9 protein-coding genes and 1 tRNA gene are annotated in these 16,381 nt (G+C 73.1%); 1 reads left to right on the forward strand and 9 read right to left on the reverse strand.

Annotated elements, in window-relative coordinates; genetic code table 11:
- Positions 1-12 precede the first annotated feature (12 nt).
- The 9 genes from ACFWGN_RS12315 to ACFWGN_RS12355 all read right to left on the reverse strand — a co-directional run bounded on the left by ACFWGN_RS12315 (position 13) and on the right by ACFWGN_RS12355 (position 13,065).
- The gene (locus ACFWGN_RS12315; RefSeq protein WP_377617124.1) at positions 13-2,175 is read right to left on the reverse strand and encodes a hypothetical protein; all 2,163 of its coding nucleotides are present in this window, start codon (positions 2,173-2,175) and stop codon (positions 13-15) included.
- Positions 2,172-3,404: a VWA domain-containing protein gene (locus ACFWGN_RS12320; protein ID WP_377617125.1), complete on the reverse strand. Its 1,233-nt coding sequence runs from the start codon at positions 3,402-3,404 to the stop codon at positions 2,172-2,174. Before ACFWGN_RS12320 ends, ACFWGN_RS12315 begins: the two co-directional genes overlap by 4 nt.
- Entirely contained in the window at positions 3,401-6,073 is a 2,673-nt protein-coding gene (locus ACFWGN_RS12325) for a DUF5682 family protein (protein WP_377617127.1), read from the reverse strand. Before ACFWGN_RS12325 ends, ACFWGN_RS12320 begins: the two co-directional genes overlap by 4 nt.
- On the reverse strand, positions 6,064-7,215 hold the full coding sequence (locus ACFWGN_RS12330) for an AAA family ATPase (protein WP_377617129.1): 1,152 nt from the start codon (positions 7,213-7,215) through the stop codon (positions 6,064-6,066). Before ACFWGN_RS12330 ends, ACFWGN_RS12325 begins: the two co-directional genes overlap by 10 nt.
- A complete protein-coding gene (locus tag ACFWGN_RS12335; protein WP_377617131.1) occupies positions 7,209-11,000 on the reverse strand; it encodes a DUF4132 domain-containing protein in 3,792 nt (1,263 codons plus the stop codon). The genes ACFWGN_RS12330 and ACFWGN_RS12335 overlap by 7 nt, the downstream gene beginning before the upstream one ends.
- Before the next feature lie 238 nt (positions 11,001-11,238).
- Positions 11,239-11,787, reverse strand: a complete 549-nt coding sequence (locus ACFWGN_RS12340) for a putative immunity protein (protein ID WP_377617133.1) — start codon at positions 11,785-11,787, stop codon at positions 11,239-11,241.
- A gap of 80 nt (positions 11,788-11,867) precedes the next feature.
- Positions 11,868-11,944: transfer RNA gene (locus tag ACFWGN_RS12345), tRNA-Val, on the reverse strand.
- Positions 11,945-12,185: 241 nt separating this feature from the next.
- Complete coding sequence (locus ACFWGN_RS12350; protein WP_318244655.1) at positions 12,186-12,668, reverse strand: peroxiredoxin; 483 nt, start codon at positions 12,666-12,668, stop codon at positions 12,186-12,188.
- Positions 12,652-13,065, reverse strand: coding sequence for a DUF3052 domain-containing protein (locus ACFWGN_RS12355; RefSeq protein ID WP_056651057.1), 414 nt, complete (start codon positions 13,063-13,065; stop codon positions 12,652-12,654). Before ACFWGN_RS12355 ends, ACFWGN_RS12350 begins: the two co-directional genes overlap by 17 nt.
- Before the next feature lie 507 nt (positions 13,066-13,572).
- Between ACFWGN_RS12355 and aceE the strand changes: the two genes are divergently transcribed.
- A complete protein-coding gene (gene aceE, locus ACFWGN_RS12360; RefSeq protein WP_191805558.1) occupies positions 13,573-16,320 on the forward strand; it encodes a pyruvate dehydrogenase (acetyl-transferring), homodimeric type in 2,748 nt (915 codons plus the stop codon).
- Positions 16,321-16,381 lie beyond the last annotated feature (61 nt).

Consider the following 16,381-nt stretch of genomic DNA (forward strand, 5'->3'; position numbering starts at 1 on the left):
TCCTGCCCCGACCTACCGTCCGGTGAGCGCGAGCGCCCGACCGAGCACGAACCTCGCCCGCAGCACGTTCTCCGTCGTGGGGTCGGCGAGCAGGTCCGCGACGGATCGTTCGACGGTCGCCATCCCGAGGTCCCCGGCGAGGCGCTGGCGCGTGGTGAGCGCCTCGTGCTGCCATCCCGTGAGGCGACGGCGGCCCGTCGCCCCGAGCGAGTCGACGACCTCGAGCGCGGGCTCGCAGACCCGCACGACGGGCCCTCGGTCGCCGGGCTCGGCGACGTGCGTGGTCGTCGACGCCTTGCGCAGCGCGGCGATCCGCGCCGTGAGGCGACGCATCGCGGTCCAGCCCGGCGCCGTGCGGTACACGGGCGACATCGAGGGCGAATAGAGCTCGAGCCCTCCCGTGCCGTCGCGCAGGAAGATGCCCACGGGCTCGTCCGCTCCCCCGCCCGGCTCGCGCTCGACGAGGACCGCGACCACGGGTCGGCGCGACGCGACGACCGACAGCAGCGCCTCGACGCTCCGTTCCTGGTCGACCGCGACGCGCAGGACGTGCGTCGCGCCGTCGGCCGCGATGACGGGCCAGGTGACCTCACGCCGCACCTCCTCGACCCCGACGGCCCCCGTCTCGCGCACCATGACCAGACGCACCCGGCGGGCCGCTCGACCGAAGCCGACCACCCCGGTGGTCGCGGTGTCCTGGAGCCGCCCGGCGATGGTGCGCAGCTCCTCGACGTCGAATCTCTCACCCCCCACGCGACGCGTGCGCGCGGTGACGCTGAGGGACCCGTCGTGGCGGATCTCAGGGGCCTCGAGCGTGAACGGTCCCGCACAGACGCTCGCGACCGAGGCCCCCCACAGCATCGGCAGGTCCACGTCGCGACGGAACGCCGGGTCGGCTCCCGACGGGCGCGCGGCAGTGGCCGTGCGCACCACGCCGTGCACCTGGTCCCAGGCCGTGAGGGTCATGCCGCGCGCCCCGCTCGCGGCGCGCCACCACCGCACCCCGAGCGGCACGAGGCGCCCGGGCCGTTCGTCGTCCTCGTCGGCCGCGGTGCCGCGCCCTCTCCGGGCGGGAGCGCCGACCAGGTCCGGCAGTGCCCCGGCAGGCGCGTCCCGGAGCGCGGCCGCGAGCGCCCACGCCTCGGCGAGCGCGCCCAGCGCGTCGGCCTCGGTCACGTCGTCGTCGCGCGACGCGAGCCCGTCGACGAGACCTGCGGCGACGAGCAGGAGCCGGTGGAGCAGCAGGAGGCCCACGAGCCGGGCACGCCCGGCCGCGCCGCGCAGCGTGTCGGCGGCGTCGGCACCGAGGTGGGACAGCCCGGCATCGACCACGTGCCCGACGACGGCGCTCGCCTCCTCGAGCCCAGCCCGCTGGGCGGTGGTCAGCTCGCCGGAACGCTCGACCTCGATCTCGTGGGGCCACGACCACGCGCGGCCCTCGCGCGCGAAGACACGGACGACCGCTTCGAGGCGTGCGGCGGCCTGGTCGGCGGCGGTCGACCTCCCCGCGACGACCATGCCGCCGTACCCCGCGGGGGCGACGAAGACGACGCTGGTCGACGGACCGCCGCTCGGCCACGAGATCGTGAGCCGTGCGCCGTCGATCGCGAGCTCGCACGCGTCCGTGATGCCGTTACCCTCCTCCGTGACTCCCGCGAGGAGCACGCTCGGCAGACGCTCGACGACCCGCCGCACGGCCACCTTGCCCGCGGCCCGGCACACTGCGGCCGGGGTCAGGTCGAGGAGCGCGGCGAGAGGGTCGGCAGCCTCGCCGGTCTCGGCAGGTCCGGGACCGGGGCCCGCGGGGGCGCCGCGTCCGCCGCCTCCGTCGACCGTTCCACCGTCCGCCGCCACAGCCCCACGGCTGCCGTCGTCCGCGACGGGTTCGGGCGACGAGCCGTCCGGGCGCTCGCGGGCCCAGAGGCACGCGGCCACGACGTGCTGGCACACGCCCGCCGTCGGGCACGAGCACGACGCGGCGACCGGACCCTTCGGTCCGAGCCGGACCACCGCTGACCCGCAGGCGACCACGACCTCGTCCGGGGACTCCGACGCGAGCGACACCTCTCCCCCGGCGAGGTCCTTGCGGGCGCGCCGCAGCAGGCCCGCGTTGCCGAGCGCGACGAGCGCGGCGTCGTCGTACCCCGCGAACACGGCCAACCAGGCGGACGTCATACGAGCACCTCCCCGAGCCACTCGGCGAACCGCTCGGGCGTGAGCGCGGCGACGTGCATGCCGCTCTCGGCCAGGCGACGCGCCGTGCCCTGGTCGTAGACGGGCTCGGCGGACTCGTCGAGCGCCGCGAGGCCGAGCAGCCGGACGCCCGACTCCGCGAGCCGCCGGACGGACGCGAGGAGCTGGGCCACCGACCCGCCCTCCTCGAAGTCGCTCACGAGCACCACGACCGTGCGGCTCGGGTTCGTCACCTGCTGCTCGGCGTAGCGCATGGCCTTGGCGATGTCGGTGCCTCCCCCGAGCTGGGCCGTGAGGAGGACCGCGACCGGGTCGTGCGCGAGGTGCGACAGGTCGACCACGTTGGTGTCGAACACCGCGAGCCGCACCGTGATCCCTGGCAGGGCCGACATGATGCCCGCGCAGACCGCGCTGTACAGGAGCGAGGCCGCCATGGACCCCGACTGGTCGACGACGAGCACGACCTCCCAGGTGAGCGTGCGACGCGCCCGGGACACGAACCGCACGTCCTGGACGATCAGCCGGCCCGACTCGGGGTCGTAGCGCGAGAGGTTGGCCTGGAGCGTGCGCTTGCCGTCGAAGTTCTGGCTGACCTTGTGCATCGAGCGCCGCGACCGGTCCTTGCGTCCGCTCAGTGCGGTCGCGAACTGCGGGCGCAGCCGTCGCACGATGTCCTCGACCACGCGCGCGATGACGGACCGCAGCCCGGCCGCGGCACGCTCGTCGAGCCGGCCGCGGACCTGCAGCAGCGCGGTCGCGAGCTCGCGGCTGGGCTCGAGGGCCTCGGCTGCGTCCGGGTCGGCGAGCAGCTCGGTGAGCCGGTAGCGGCTCACCGCGTCGACCTGCATGCGCTCGAACGTCTCGCGCGGGAAGAGCGTGCGCGCCTGGCCGAGCCAGTCGAGCGCCTTGAGCGCCGAGGGATCGAGGCTCCCTCCGCCGCCCCGAGCGCCCGGCTGCGTGCCCAGACGGTGGCCGCGCTCGACGTACTCGCGGTCGTAGAGGTACTGCAGCGCTCGTTCGATCCCGGCGTCGCCCGGTCCCTGCTGGAGCTCCTGGGCCGCGTAGCGTCCCAGGACGAGCCGCCAGCGGCGGGCGGCCTCCAGGTCGGTCACCTGGCTGGTCGCAGGGCCGACCGCGAGGCCGGTCACGGGGACGGCGGCGCCACCACCGGGGCGGCGGGCGCTGTCGCGGTCGGTGTGCGGGGCGGTCACGAGTAGTTCTCCTGGAGGTCGTGGTCGGCCTGGTCGTCGAGCGTCCGGTCGGCGGCCGGGCCCGTGGAGCCGGCGTGCGCGTGACGCGTCCCGCCGCCCCAGGCACCGAGGCCGTCGCGGTCGAGCATCGCGGCGAGCTCGCGCTCGAGCGCGAGGCCCGCCTCGAGGTCCTGCTCGGTCGCCGCCAGGTGCACGTCGATCCGCTCGGCGCGGGTCCCCGTGCGTTCGGCGACCTGCTGCGCGAGCCGGTGCGTCTCGGCGGGCTTGAGCCACGTGAAGGCGCGGCGCAGGTCCGGCAGGACGGCCAGGAACGCGGCCTCGTCGAGGTCTCGCAGCCCGGCGTGGACCGCGTCGAACAGCTCGGGGGTGTGCAGCAGGAGGTCGGGGGCCACCCGCAGCAGCCCCCCGAGGAAGCGGACCGCGGCGACCGGGTCCGCGCCGGGGCTGAGCTGGGCGCGCACCTCGGCGACCAGCACGTCGTCGTCGAGGGCGTCGTCGACCGCGGCGAGCCCCACGAGGGCTCCCCGGACTCCTGGGGCCGTGCCGCGGTCCTCGCGCAGACGGTCCAGCTCGCGGCGCACGGGCTCGACGCCTCGTGCGCTGCGGCCGGGTGCTCCGCCCGTACCGGGCGCGTCCGCGAGAGCCCGCGCGCCGCCGTCGGGCACGCGGGGACGATCGCCCGCGCGGTGCGCCTCGCGCAGGAGGTCGCGCAGCGAGACGAGCGTCCCGACGGCCGCGGGCTCCGCGTCCGCGTCGACCTTCCCCAGGCCGGGGACCAGGTAGGCGGCGGTCGCCAGGCCGTGGTCGACCAGGTCGAGCAGCTCCGTGGCGTGCTCGTCCAGGCCGAGCTCGACGCGCGCGTCCCACAGGTCGACCAGGCGGTGCAGCCCGCCCACGACCGACTCGAGCGACGGGTCGACGTCGAGCGTGGCCCGCAGGAGAGCGACGAGCCGGTCGAGGTGGTCGGTGAGCCCCAGGACGACGGCCTGCGCGACGAGTCGCGCGACCCCGAGCGCCGAGCGGCCGGTCGTCGCGAGTTCGTGCTCGAGCCGGTGCAGGCGGTGCACCGCGACGGCCTCGAGCGTCGCCCCCTGGTGCGAGAGCTCGACCAGGGAGGCCTCGACGAGCGGCGTCCAGGCGTACTCCCACTCCTCGACCAGCAGCCCGAGACCGCGGCCCGAGACGTGGTCAGGACCCGAGACCTGGTGCGCGAACCCGCTCCCCACGAAGTCCATGAGCGCGAGGAAGGCCCGGCGCTCCCGGTGCCGGGGCGTGCGCCGGGCGTCGAGGCGCGTGCGGCGCGGCGTCGAGTCGGTCACGACGAGCCGCAGCGCCTCGGCCTGTTCCCGGGCGCGCTGGACGAGCGGTGGCGACGCGAGCCCCGGCGGGACCTCACCCAGAGCCCGGCCGCCGAACACCTCGGCGACGGCCTGCCCGAGGGGACGTCCCAGACCCAGGTCGAGCCCGCCGTCGTCCTTGACGAAGCACGAGGTGAGGGCGTCGAGCAGGTCGGTGCGCCCCGGCCACGGCCGCTCGCGCAGGTCGGCGAGACGACGCGCCTGCTCGGCCGCCGACGCCACCTCGGCAAAGCTCACCTGCGCGCCACGGGTCGTGGCGGCGGCCGCGACGTCGACGAGGAGCGCGGTGCTGAGCGCCGAGGGCCCGGCGGGGTCGCGGTGCGCGGCCCAGAGACGCTCGTAGTACCCGGGCGAGGGCATGCCCGCGCCGTATCCGCGCAGGCCGTCGAGCCGCTCGTGGTCGTAGCGGATCAGCCAGGCGTCGGCGGCGGCTGGGTCGCCGTAGCCGCCTGCCGGACGGCGGCCCACGACCGCCTCACCCTCGGGCGCCCCGGTGAGCGCCTCGACGAGCGCGAGCGTGTGGAACGCGCCCGTCACGACGACCACGGGCCCCTCGACCCGAGCCCTGTGCTCGGCGACGCGGGCGGACATGAGGGCCTCCCGTGCGAGCGACCCGTCGGCGTCGAGCACCTCCTCCTCGTAGTCCAGGCGCGCGAGCGTCGCCCACGCGAAGACGTCGTCGAAGAGCTCGCGCCAGTCCGTGAGCTGCTCGCGCGTGCGTGCCTCGAACAGGTGGTCCCACACCTCGTCGTGGTCACGGCACCCGAGACGCTCCGCGATGGCCGCGACGGTCCGCGAGTGCGCGAGGTTGCGCTCGGACTGCAGGGTCCGGGCGAACGCGTCGTCCTCGTCCTCGCCCGGTGCGTCGGGCGCGTCGGGCGCGTCTGACGCACCCGGCGCGGCGGCCTCCTCCCGCGCGGCCCAGGACCGGTCGACGAACGCGACCTGTGCTCCCAGCCGGTCGGCCGTGCGCAGCGCGACCCACTCGGGCGAGAACTCGGCGAGGGGGTAGAACCCCGCCCCCTTGCCGTCGGTCCCGAGGCTCAGCACGGCGACGGGAGGGCGCGTGCGGGGGTCGAGCAGCGCGGGCAGCAGCCGGCCGTACTCCTCGGGCCCTTCGATGAGCACGACGGCGGGACGCACCTCGTCGAGGAGCGCCTCGACCGCGAGCGCGCACGCCGGGCTGTGGTGCCGGACGGGGGCGAGGTAGATGCCCTCGTCCCGCAGCGCCTCGACGCCCGCAACCGCACGCTGCATCCGCTCGGGCGCGAGCTCCCAGGCCGCCCGCACCGGCACGGGTGCTACTGCCACAGGGACTCCGCCGCCGAGAGGAAGGACTTCCAGCGCGGGTCGCGCCGCGCACGCTCGCGCACCACGTTGTCGACGTAGTGCCGGAGCCGACGGGCGTCCTCCTCGTCCCCCTTGGAGGCCACGCCCGCGAGCTGGCGCGCGACCTCGGCGGGGGTCACCGTCCCGTCGCCGAGGTAGCGCGCCTCGAGCGAGGCCGCGACCGCGACGTTGACGGCCTCGGCCGTCGACATCACGGTCTCGGGTCGCTTGACGGGCGCCCCGTTGCTCGTGGCCCCGGTCCGCAGGTCCTGGAACGCCGTGACGAGCACGTCCAGGACGTCGCGCGAGAGCGGGGGGCGGTCGGCGGGAGCACCGAGCTCGGCGGTCAGCTGCGCCTCGATGAGGTCGATCTCGAACTGGCGGTCCGTCAGCGGCTTGATGGTCTCGAAGTTGAACCGTCGCTTGAGCGCGGCCGACATCTCGTGCACGCCACGGTCCTTGAGGTTCGCGGTCGCGAGCACGTTGAACCCCGGCCGGGCCGAGACCCGCGCCTCGCTCCCGAGCTCGGGGATCATGAGCTGCTTCTCCGACAGGATCGAGACCAGGGTGTCCTGGATCTCGGGGGCGCAGCGCGTGATCTCCTCGAACCGGACGATCTTCCCGGCGCTCATGGCCTGCTGGACGGCCGACGGCACGAGCGAGCGCTCGCTGGGTCCCTCGGCGATGAGTAGCGCGTAGTTCCACGAGTATCGGATGTGATCCTCGGTGGTGCCGGCCGTGCCCTGGACCGTGAGGTTCGACGTGCCGCTCACCGCGGCCGCGAGCAGCTCGGAGAGCATCGACTTCGCGGTGCCGGGCTCGCCCACGAGCATGAGGCCCTGGCGTCCCAGCAGGGAGACGACGGCACGGTCCACGAGCGGGTCGTCGCCGTAGAACTTCCGGCGCACCCCGAGTTCCGCGTCGCCCACGACGAAGGCACGGACGGCCCGCGGGCTGAGCCGCCAGCCGGGCGGGAGCTCTGCTCCCCTGGCCCGGTCGGCCGCCTCGAGAGCAGCGAGCTCGTGCGCGAACCGCACCTCGGCGGGCGGGCGGATCTCCTGCGTCGCCTCGCGGTCGAGGACCGGGGGCGTGCTGCTCGGTGCGGCGGTCGGTGTGGTCACCATGCGCTCTTCTTCTCCCACTCGGCGTCGAAGCTGCCACCGGCAGCGACGGTCAGGTAGTCGCGGTAGGACTCCGCGACCAGGACGGGCGGCAGGTCCGCGAGGCGCGCCTCGGCGCTCTGCCCGTAGGCCCGCGTGGTGCGGCGGAAGACCAGCTGGGTGAGGGCCGCTGGGATGTTCTCCTCGGGCAGGAACGCGCCCGTGAACTCGATGATCGCGGTGATCCCCACGCTCGGGTACGCCTTCTCGTAGCCCGAGAACCACCCGCCGTCCTCCGCCTGGCTGCGCGAGTAGCCGAGCTTGGTCGCACGGCCGCGCACCGTGAAGCTGTCGGTGAGCCAGCCCTGGCGGTCCGCGATCGACGTCGCCTTCTGGTCCGTGACGGGCACCGCGACCTCGAGCTGGTCGAACAGCGGCTTGATCTCGTAGTCGGCGAGGTGCTCGCGCCAGCGGTCGGTCTGGTCCGCGCCGAGCAGCACCCCGTGCGCGACCGACACGGTCGCCCCGTCGGCGAGGGTCAGGTCCTCGTCGTCGACGTCGATCAGCGCTCCCCCGTCGCCCGGGCGGAACGCCCGCTGGTCCGGACCGGGGTTCTCGAGCCAGACGAGGCCGGCGGCGAGCCGCGACATGATCGGGTGGCCGGCCACGAACTCCTGCCAGTCGGCCGCGGGCCACTCGCGCCCGGTGCACATGGCCTCGTACAGGCGCTGCGTCTGCAGCGCGACGACGGCCTTGAGCTCCCTCCTGCTCGCCGAGAGCTGCGACTTGGCGGCCTTGACCTGCTCGGCGTCGTCGTCCACCCGGGCCGCGGGCAACGCCTTGACGACCTTGCCCGCCTCGTTGGTGAGCTCGAGCGTGAACGTGGACGTGATGCGCCCCGTGTACTCGCGTGCGCCGAGGTGCAGGTGCAAGATCCCGTCGTCCTCGAAGCCCGCGGTCTGCACCGTGCGGTCCGCGAGCTCCTCGGCGGACCAGCCCCGGCGATCGGCCAGGTCCTGGGCGAGGGCCTGAGCGATCGCCTGCACCGTGGCCTGCCGGTGGCGGCGCGCGACCGACAGCAGGAGCTGGATGGCTGCCGGGTCGCCGTTGGCCGCGAGCGCCCGGACGAGCGCCTCGATCTGCGCGCGTCGGGTGATGTGCGTCTTGAGGTACTGCTGGGCGGCACGGGACAGGTCCGTACCCGGCATGCCGACGGTCAGGGCGAGCAGCCCCTTGTCGTTGATGGCCGACCCGAGGTAGTTGGCCTGGTGCTCGCGGAAAGCGTCCTGGTGGTGCTGGTCGACCGTCCGGGAGGCCTCTGCCTCGTAGTACTGGGGGTGCTGCTTGTACCAGTGCTGGTAGCGGTCGTAGCGCTGCTGGGCCTCGCGGTCGGCATAGGCGCGGCTCTCCTCGGCGGAAGGGCCACGCGTGTCCTGACCGATCCATGCATCGAGCACGAACCGGCCGAGCGCCGCGCGGCTCTGCTCGTCGAGCAGCGAGACGTAGCGGGCGACCAGGCCGAGCCCGCTGGGGTCCTTGAGCTTGACGGAGAGCACGACCCACCACCGCACGACCTCGGCCGGCACGGGCTTCCCGTCCGCGGCCCACCGGAGCTGGGGCAGCCCGTCGACGGGGAACCAGGCCATGCTCGCGGGGGCCTTGCCCTTGAGACCCTTGGTCGCCTCGGCGAGCAGGGTCGTGGGGGCGATCTCCGTGGAGATGTCGTCACCGAGCGCCTCGAGCGCTCCGAGGAGCGCCGCGCGGGCCACCTCGCGGCGTTCCTTGGTGAGCGCCGCACGCAGCGCCGGGATCGCGGCCGGGTCTCCCAGACGCTGGAGCCAGACGGCGGCCGTGACCCGGATCTCGGTCTTGCCGTCGCGCAGCCCCTGCTCGGCCAGGTCGCGGGCACCGGCGTGCGACTCGAGCACCTTCTGCGCGGCGACGCGGTGCGTCTTGCCCTCCCCGAGCGCGAGCTCGGCCAGGCGCGGGAGGTAGCGGTTCGGGATCGTGGGGAAACCGCCGAGGATCGTGAGCGCAACCTCGAGCCGCTCGGAGCGGCTGTAGCTGTCGACCTTGGTCGGGGGGCGAAGGCCGAGGTGGGTCTCGAGCGCGGCCGGGTGCTCGGCGTAGTAGGGCCACAGGTGCTCGGGCGCGAACGTCTCCCGGGCGAACCAGGAGTCGAACACGAGCTCCGCGACGGCCGACTCGGAGTCCTGGACGCCCGCGCGCTCGACGCCGTCGGCCAGGATCCGCACGTCCATCGCGAGGTCGGACGTGGCGTTGAGCTGGTACCAGGGGTACCGCTGCCGGCCCCCGCCGTGCGAGCGCGCGAAGCGGATGTCGTGGAGCATGGTCAGGCCCTCGAGGCGGTTGCGGATCGCGGGTGCCTGGAGCTCGACGAGCACCTTGTGCGGCGGCACCTTGGTGAGTGCCCCGGAGAGGTACTGGGCGACCTGACGGAGGTGGTCGTCGGAGATCGCCGAGAGGTCCTTGACCGTTCCCCGGGCGTGCGAGAGCCGCCAGCTCTGAGCCTCGGCCTTGGGCAGTGCCTCGAGGTCCTCGAGCTCCTTGCGGGCCGCGGCGAGGCGGCGGTCGACCGCGTCGCGCGCCGAGCGGACGAACGGCTCGCCGAGCTGGGCGTCGGGCAGCGGGGTGAAGGGCGGGAGGTCGAGGGGCTCGTCGACCACGACCCTCTCGACGTCGAGGGCCGTGGCGCGCTCGAGCGCGTTCGAGAGCAGCGTGCCGCGAGCGCCGCGGCCGTCGGCGGCGTGCGCGCGTCGCAGTGCGTCGAGCCCGCCCTCGACGCCCACGAGGTGGGTCACGAGCCCACCGAGACGGCTCGCGGGCATGGTGGCGAGCAGGGGTTCGAGAAGCTCGACCTGGCGCGCGGCTGGCAGCGCCGCGAGGTTGCCCGCGGCCTGCTCGCGCACCGACTTGGCGCTGTCCGTCGCGAGCTGCGCGACGACCCCGACGAACGCGTCACGCGCCGCGGGCTGGGCGCGCAGGAACTGGAGCAGCTCGACCTTGCCGGTCGCGCGTAGCAGCGAGGCGACGGCCACGACCTCGTCGTGGTGGGCGACCAGGTAGTCCTCGACGCCGGCCTGCGCCGCGAACACCGCGAGGGGGTCGCCGTAGTAGTCCGCCGTGACGGGACGGTCGAAGATCGCCGCGACGACGGCGGCCGGGATGTTCGCCTCGGCGACCCCGCCGTCGCGCAGGATCGCGACCAGCAGCTCGGGGGTCCAGGCGCTGCGGATGCCGGGCTTGTCACCCTTGCCCCGGGTGCGCCGGTCGCCGCACGTCTTCGCGACGTCCGTCAGCAGGGCCGCGAACCAGGCCGGAAGCCGGTCCGAGGCGCGCGAGACGTCGGGCGAGACGGCTGCGAAGAGCCGGCCGAGACGGACGAGCGCCTCGACCTCGACGGGTTCGGTGAGCGTGTAGAGGTTGCTGCGGGCCGTCGCGCTCTTGTCCACGTTCCAGCCGGGCACGCGCTCCTTGATGGCCTTGTCCTGGGCCTGGCTCGTGTAGGTCCACACGCCGAGCGTCGCGGGTCGGTTGAGCAGCCGGTCCGTCGAGTCGTCGCTGCGCTGCGAGAGCTCGGTCACGAGCTCGGGGCCCTCTCCGGTGTGGACGTAGGCGACCGCCCGCGCCGCGAGACCCGGGGTGTCCGCGTCCAGGATCTTCAGCCCGTCGACCAGCCGGCCGGACGGTGCGCCGCGCCGCGCCTTCTCGACCCCGAGCGGCGCCCCGCCGCCCTCGACCGCGCCGTCGTCGCCTCCCTGGAGCCAACCCTTGATCTTCTCGAACACGTCTTCCCCGCCGTCTCGTCCGGGCCGTCGGACCGGGGTCCGAGGGCGACCGCGCTCCGTCGGCGCGGCGTCGGACGTCACAGTAGGAGAAGCCACCGACACGCATCGTTGCTGTCAGTGAAGGACTGTCGCGGCAGCCCGTTCGTCCCACGCCCCGGCCCCTGGGACCGGTCAGCCACACGCCCGACCGCGGCGCTCCCGCGACGCTGCGGGCCGAGGGCGGACGGCGCTGGACCCGTCAAGCAGCCGGAAGCGGTCGCGACAGCTCGGCCTGGATCTCACGGATGGTCGTGGCGAGCACCCCCGACGCCAGCAACCCCGCCCCCAGGGGACCGGAGGAGTCCTCGCCGAGCAGCGGCAGGTGTGCGAGACCGGTGCGGACGCCCGCGGTCATGTGCGCGACCTGCCAGCGGACCTCCGCACGACGGCCGGCTTCCTGGTCGGTCGCGGCGAGCGCAGCGGCCTTCGCCGCGTAGGCGGCCGCTCCGAGGGCGTGCGCACCCATGTGCGCGACCCCTGAGGCCTGGCCGGCCGCCCGTGCGGCGGCGACGGCCGCGGGCGTCGTCGCCGACTGCGCTGCCCGGCCCGCGACGAACCGGCGGCGGATCTCCCCAGCGGTGTCGAGCTCGCCGCGCCCGAACGACCGTGCGCGCTCGACCCCGTCGCGCGCGCGTCCGTCGTCCGGAGCCTCGGCCTCGAACAGGGGAAGGACCCGCTCCGCGCAGTCCGCGGCCCAGAGTGCGACCAGGCGACGGTCGGCCTCGTCGAGGGTCTGCCGAGATGCCATGCGCCCACTCTGGCACAGGCACGACGCGTCTCGTCGGCGGGACGTGGTCCCGGTACCAGGAGCACTGCCGACGTCTGTGATGGTGGGCCCGGAGGGACTCGAACCCCCGACATCCACGGTGTAAGCGTGGCGCTCTAACCAACTGAGCTACAGGCCCCAGAACAGCGGTGCACAGCCTACCGGGTCACCGGCCGTGCCTCGCACATCAGCCGCAGATCGGGCATCCCCTGCCCGACGGCGCACGGCCACCGCGGGCGGACCACGCCGGGGCGCCCGTCGAACGCCGGTCCGTGGGACCGGTCGTCGTTCGTCCCACGACCACGCGGTTCACCGGTCTATCGACGCACGAGCGGGCGCACCACGGCTCAGAGCCGCGGCACGCCCGCCGAGGAGGTGTGTCAGAGCTCCGCGAGCGCCGCCTTGTACCCCGCGAGGTCCCGGCGCTGCCCGCGCGGGTTCACGACGGACCACCGGACGACGCCGTCCGCGTCGATCAGGAAGCTGCCGCGGATCGCGAGGCCGCGTTCGTCGTCGAACACCCCGTACTGGCGCGAGACCTCGCCGTGCGGCCAGAAGTCGGACAGGAGCTCGAACGTGTAGCCCTCCTGCGCAGCCCAGGCCTTGAGCGAGAACACCGGGTCGCACGAGATCGCGAAGAGCGTGACGCCCGCGGTCTCGAAGTCCTCGATGTTGTCGCGGAGCTCGCACAGCTCGCTCGTGCACGTCCCCGAGAAGGCGAACGGCACGAACACGAGCAGGACGGGGCCACCGCGCAGGTCCGAGAGCCGGACCGGGGTGCCGTGCGTGTCGGTCAGCGTGAAGTCCGGGGCGACGTCGCCGGGCCGGACCACGAGCTCGGGCGCCTCAGCGCCCACGGCCACGCGTCCCGAGCTTGGTCGCGGACCAGTCCGGCGCGATCGCGAACGTGCTGGTCGCGTGCAGGCCGGCCGTCGTCGCGGCTTCCTGGAGGTCGTTGTGGCCCACGTGGCCGTCGCGGCCCGCCTTGGGCGTGAAGATCCAGATGAGACCACCGTCGTCGAGCACGGTCTGGACGTCCACGAGCATGTCGGCCAGGTCGCCGTCGTCCTCGCGCCACCAGACGACGACGCCGTCGGTCACGTCGCCGTAGTCCTCGTCCACCAGCTCGGAGCCGACGAGCTCCTCGATCTCGGCGCGCAGGTCGTCGTCGACGTCCTCGCCCCAACCGAACTCCTGCACCACATGGCCAGAGAGGAACCCCAGGCGTCCTGCACCCTGGGGGTCCGTCGTCGCTCCCACTTGTGTCTCTTTCCCTTCTTCGTACTGCTTGATGATCAGTGCCCTGCTTGGCAAAGGTAGCCCACGGCACTCCCGCATGCCTCAGCAGGACGGGCGTTTCGTGCGGCGTTTCCACCAGCGCAGAAGCCCAGTGTTGCGGGGAACCGCACTCGGCACAACGTCAGAGCCCGCGCGAAGGTGCCCCCACGGCCGGACGGGGGCTCCGTCGTCGGGCCTTCGGCGAGCCCGCACCCACCCTCGCCGGACCCCGCGCGACCACCACCTTCACCCCCTGCTCACCCGACCCACACCCTCTTGTGTCATGAGGATCACGCTCCCTTGACCCCCTTGTGGTGTGACTTCCTGGCTGCGGGGTAACAGAATGGTTCGACCACCCGAGAGTGTGGAGGGCACAGTCGCCACCAGCGACTGCTCTCGCTGCGCAGGAGTGGTTGGAGGAGAGCGGGCACGGTGTACCGCGCCGTGATTCAATCCGAATACCGCTCCGAACGAGATATGAGGTTGCTGGTGGCTTCGTTTGACGAGACAGGACCGCTGATCAACGGTCTGCTCAGCCAAGTACCGGACATCGACCCCGCTGAGACGAGCGAGTGGGTCGAGTCCCTGGACGGACTGATCGACGACCGTGGCGGCCCTCGTGCGCGCTACGTCCTGCTCAACATGCTCAAGCGAGCACGCGAGCGCAACGTCGCGATCCCCACGTCCATCAACACGCCCTACGTCAACACCATCGGTGTGCACGAGGAGCCGTACTTCCCCGGCGACGAGGCCATGGAGCGTCGTTACCGCAGCTGGAACCGCTGGAACGCCGCCGTCATGGTCACGCGCGCCCAGCGTCCCGGGATCGGGGTCGGTGGACACATCTCGTCCTACGCGTCGGTCGCGACGCTGTACGAGGTGGGCCTGAACCACTTCTTCCGCGGCAAGGACCACCCGGGCGGCGGTGACCAGGTCTACTTCCAGGGTCACGCGAGCCCCGGCGTCTACGCCCGCGCGTTCCTCGAGGGTCGCCTCTCGGCGGACCAGCTCGACGGGTTCCGCCAGGAGAAGTCGCACGCGGGCGGCGGCCTGCCGTCCTACCCGCACCCGCGCCTCATGCCGGACTTCTGGGAGTTCCCCACGGTCTCCATGGGCCTCGGCCCGGCCTCGGCCATCTACCAGGCGTGGACCAACCGCTACCTGCACAACCGCGGCATCAAGGACACGAGCCAGCAGAACGTCTGGGCCTTCCTCGGTGACGGCGAGATGGACGAGCCGGAGAGCCGCGGCATGCTGCAGCTCGCCGCGCAGCAGGGCCTGGACAACCTGAACTTCGTGGTCAACTGCAACCTGCAGCGCCTCGACGGCCCGGTCCGTGGCAACGGCAAGATCATCCAGGAGCTCGAGGCGCAGTTCCGCGGCGCGGGCTGGAACGTCATCAAGGTCATCTGGGGCCGCGAGTGGGACACCCTGCTCAACGCCGACAAGGACCGTGCGCTCGTCAACCTGATGAACGTCACGCCCGACGGCGACTACCAGACCTACCGTGCTGAGAGCGGCGCGTTCATCCGCGAGCACTTCTTCGGTCGCGACCCGCGCACCAAGCAGCTCGTCGAGAACATGTCGGACGACGACATCTGGGCCCTCAAGCGCGGCGGCCACGACTACCGCAAGCTCTACGCGGCGTACGCGGCGGCCACGGCCCACACGGGCCAGCCCACGGTCATCCTGGCCCACACGGTCAAGGGCTACGGCCTGGGCTCGGGCTTCGCGGGGCGCAACTCGACGCACCAGATGAAGAAGGTCGGCCTGGCCGACCTCAAGACGCTGCGCGACTCGCTGCGCATCCCGATCACGGACGAGGAGCTCGACGCCAACCCGTACGAGCCCCCGTACTACCACCCGGGTGCCGACGCGCCGGAGATCCAGTACATGCAGGAGCGTCGCCGTCAGCTCGGCGGCTACGTGCCGGAGCGCCGCTCCGCACCGGCCCCCGTCACGCTGCCGGGCGACAAGACGTACGAGATCCTCAAGAAGGGCTCGGGCAACCAGGAGATCGCCTCCACCATGGCGTTCGTCCGGCTGCTCAAGGACCTCATCAAGGACAAGGAGATCGGCAAGCGCATCGTGCCGATCATCCCGGACGAGGCCCGGACCTTCGGTCTGGACTCGATCTTCCCGTCCGCGAAGATCTTCAACACGCAGGGCCAGAACTACCTCGCCGTGGACCGCGAGCTCATGCTGAGCTACAAGGAGTCCGAGGCCGGGCAGATCATGCACACCGGCATCAACGAGGCCGGTTCCGCGGCCGCGTTCCAGTCGGTCGGCACCTCGTACGCCACGCAGGGCGAGGTGATGATCCCGTTCTACATCTTCTACTCGATGTTCGGGTTCCAGCGCACGGGCGACCAGTTCTGGGCCGCGGGCGACCAGCTGACCCGCGGGTTCATCATCGGCGCGACGGCCGGGCGCACGACGCTCACCGGTGAGGGCCTCCAGCACGCGGACGGCCACTCGCCGCTGCTGGCCGGCACCAACTCGGCGATCGTCCAGTACGACCCGGTCTACGGCTACGAGATCCGCCACATCGTGCGCGACGGCATCGAGCGCATGTACGGCGACGGCTCGGACGGGCGCGACCAGAACGTCATGTACTACGTGACGGTCTACAACGAGCCCATGCAGCAGCCGGTCGAGCCGGAGGACGTCGACGTCGAGGGCATCCTGCGCGGCATCCACCGCATCAAGGTCTCCGAGGCGTCGGGACCCAAGGCGCAGATCCTCGCCTCGGGCGTGGGCGTGCCGTGGGCTCTCGAGGCGCAGGAGCTCCTCGAGAAGGACTGGGGCGTCTCCGCGGACGTCTGGAGCGTCACGAGCTGGAACGAGCTGCGCCGCGACGGCCTGGCCGCCGAGCAGGACGCGTTCCTCAACCCGGCCGCGACGCCGCGCGTGCCGTACCTGACGGCCAAGCTCCAGGGCGCCGAGGGTCCGTTCGTCGCGACGAGCGACTACGACCACCTGGTCCCCGACCAGGTGCGCCAGTGGGTCCCGGGCGACTACGCGGTGCTCGGTGCGGACGGCTTCGGCTTCTCCGACACCCGTGCCGCGGCCCGTCGTCACTTCAAGATCGACGGTCCCTCGGTCGTGGTGCGCGTGCTCCAGCAGCTCGCGAAGCAGGGCAAGGTCCCGGCCGAGGCCTCGGCCCAGGCCATCGAGAAGTACCGTCTGATGGACGTCACGGCCGGCACGTCCGGCAACGCGGGCGGCGACTCCTGATCGCTCCCGCCCCGCGCCTGGCGCCGGTCTGACCGGCGCCAGGACCGCAGTGCCCGACGGC

Origin of the sequence: Oerskovia sp. NPDC060338, assembly GCF_042726295.1 — a bacterium.
Taxonomy (GTDB): domain Bacteria; phylum Actinomycetota; class Actinomycetes; order Actinomycetales; family Cellulomonadaceae; genus Oerskovia; species Oerskovia merdavium.

Bases quoted from the DNA above. Each gene is read 5' to 3' on its own strand.
- ACFWGN_RS12315 (WP_377617124.1), bottom strand. From the start codon at position 2,175: ATGACGTCCGCCTGGTTGGCCGTGTTCGCGGGGTACGACGACGCCGCG.
- ACFWGN_RS12330 (WP_377617129.1), bottom strand. From the start codon at position 7,215: ATGGTGACCACACCGACCGCCGCACCGAGCAGCACGCCCCCGGTCCTC.
- ACFWGN_RS12340 (WP_377617133.1), bottom strand. From the start codon at position 11,787: ATGGCATCTCGGCAGACCCTCGACGAGGCCGACCGTCGCCTGGTCGCA.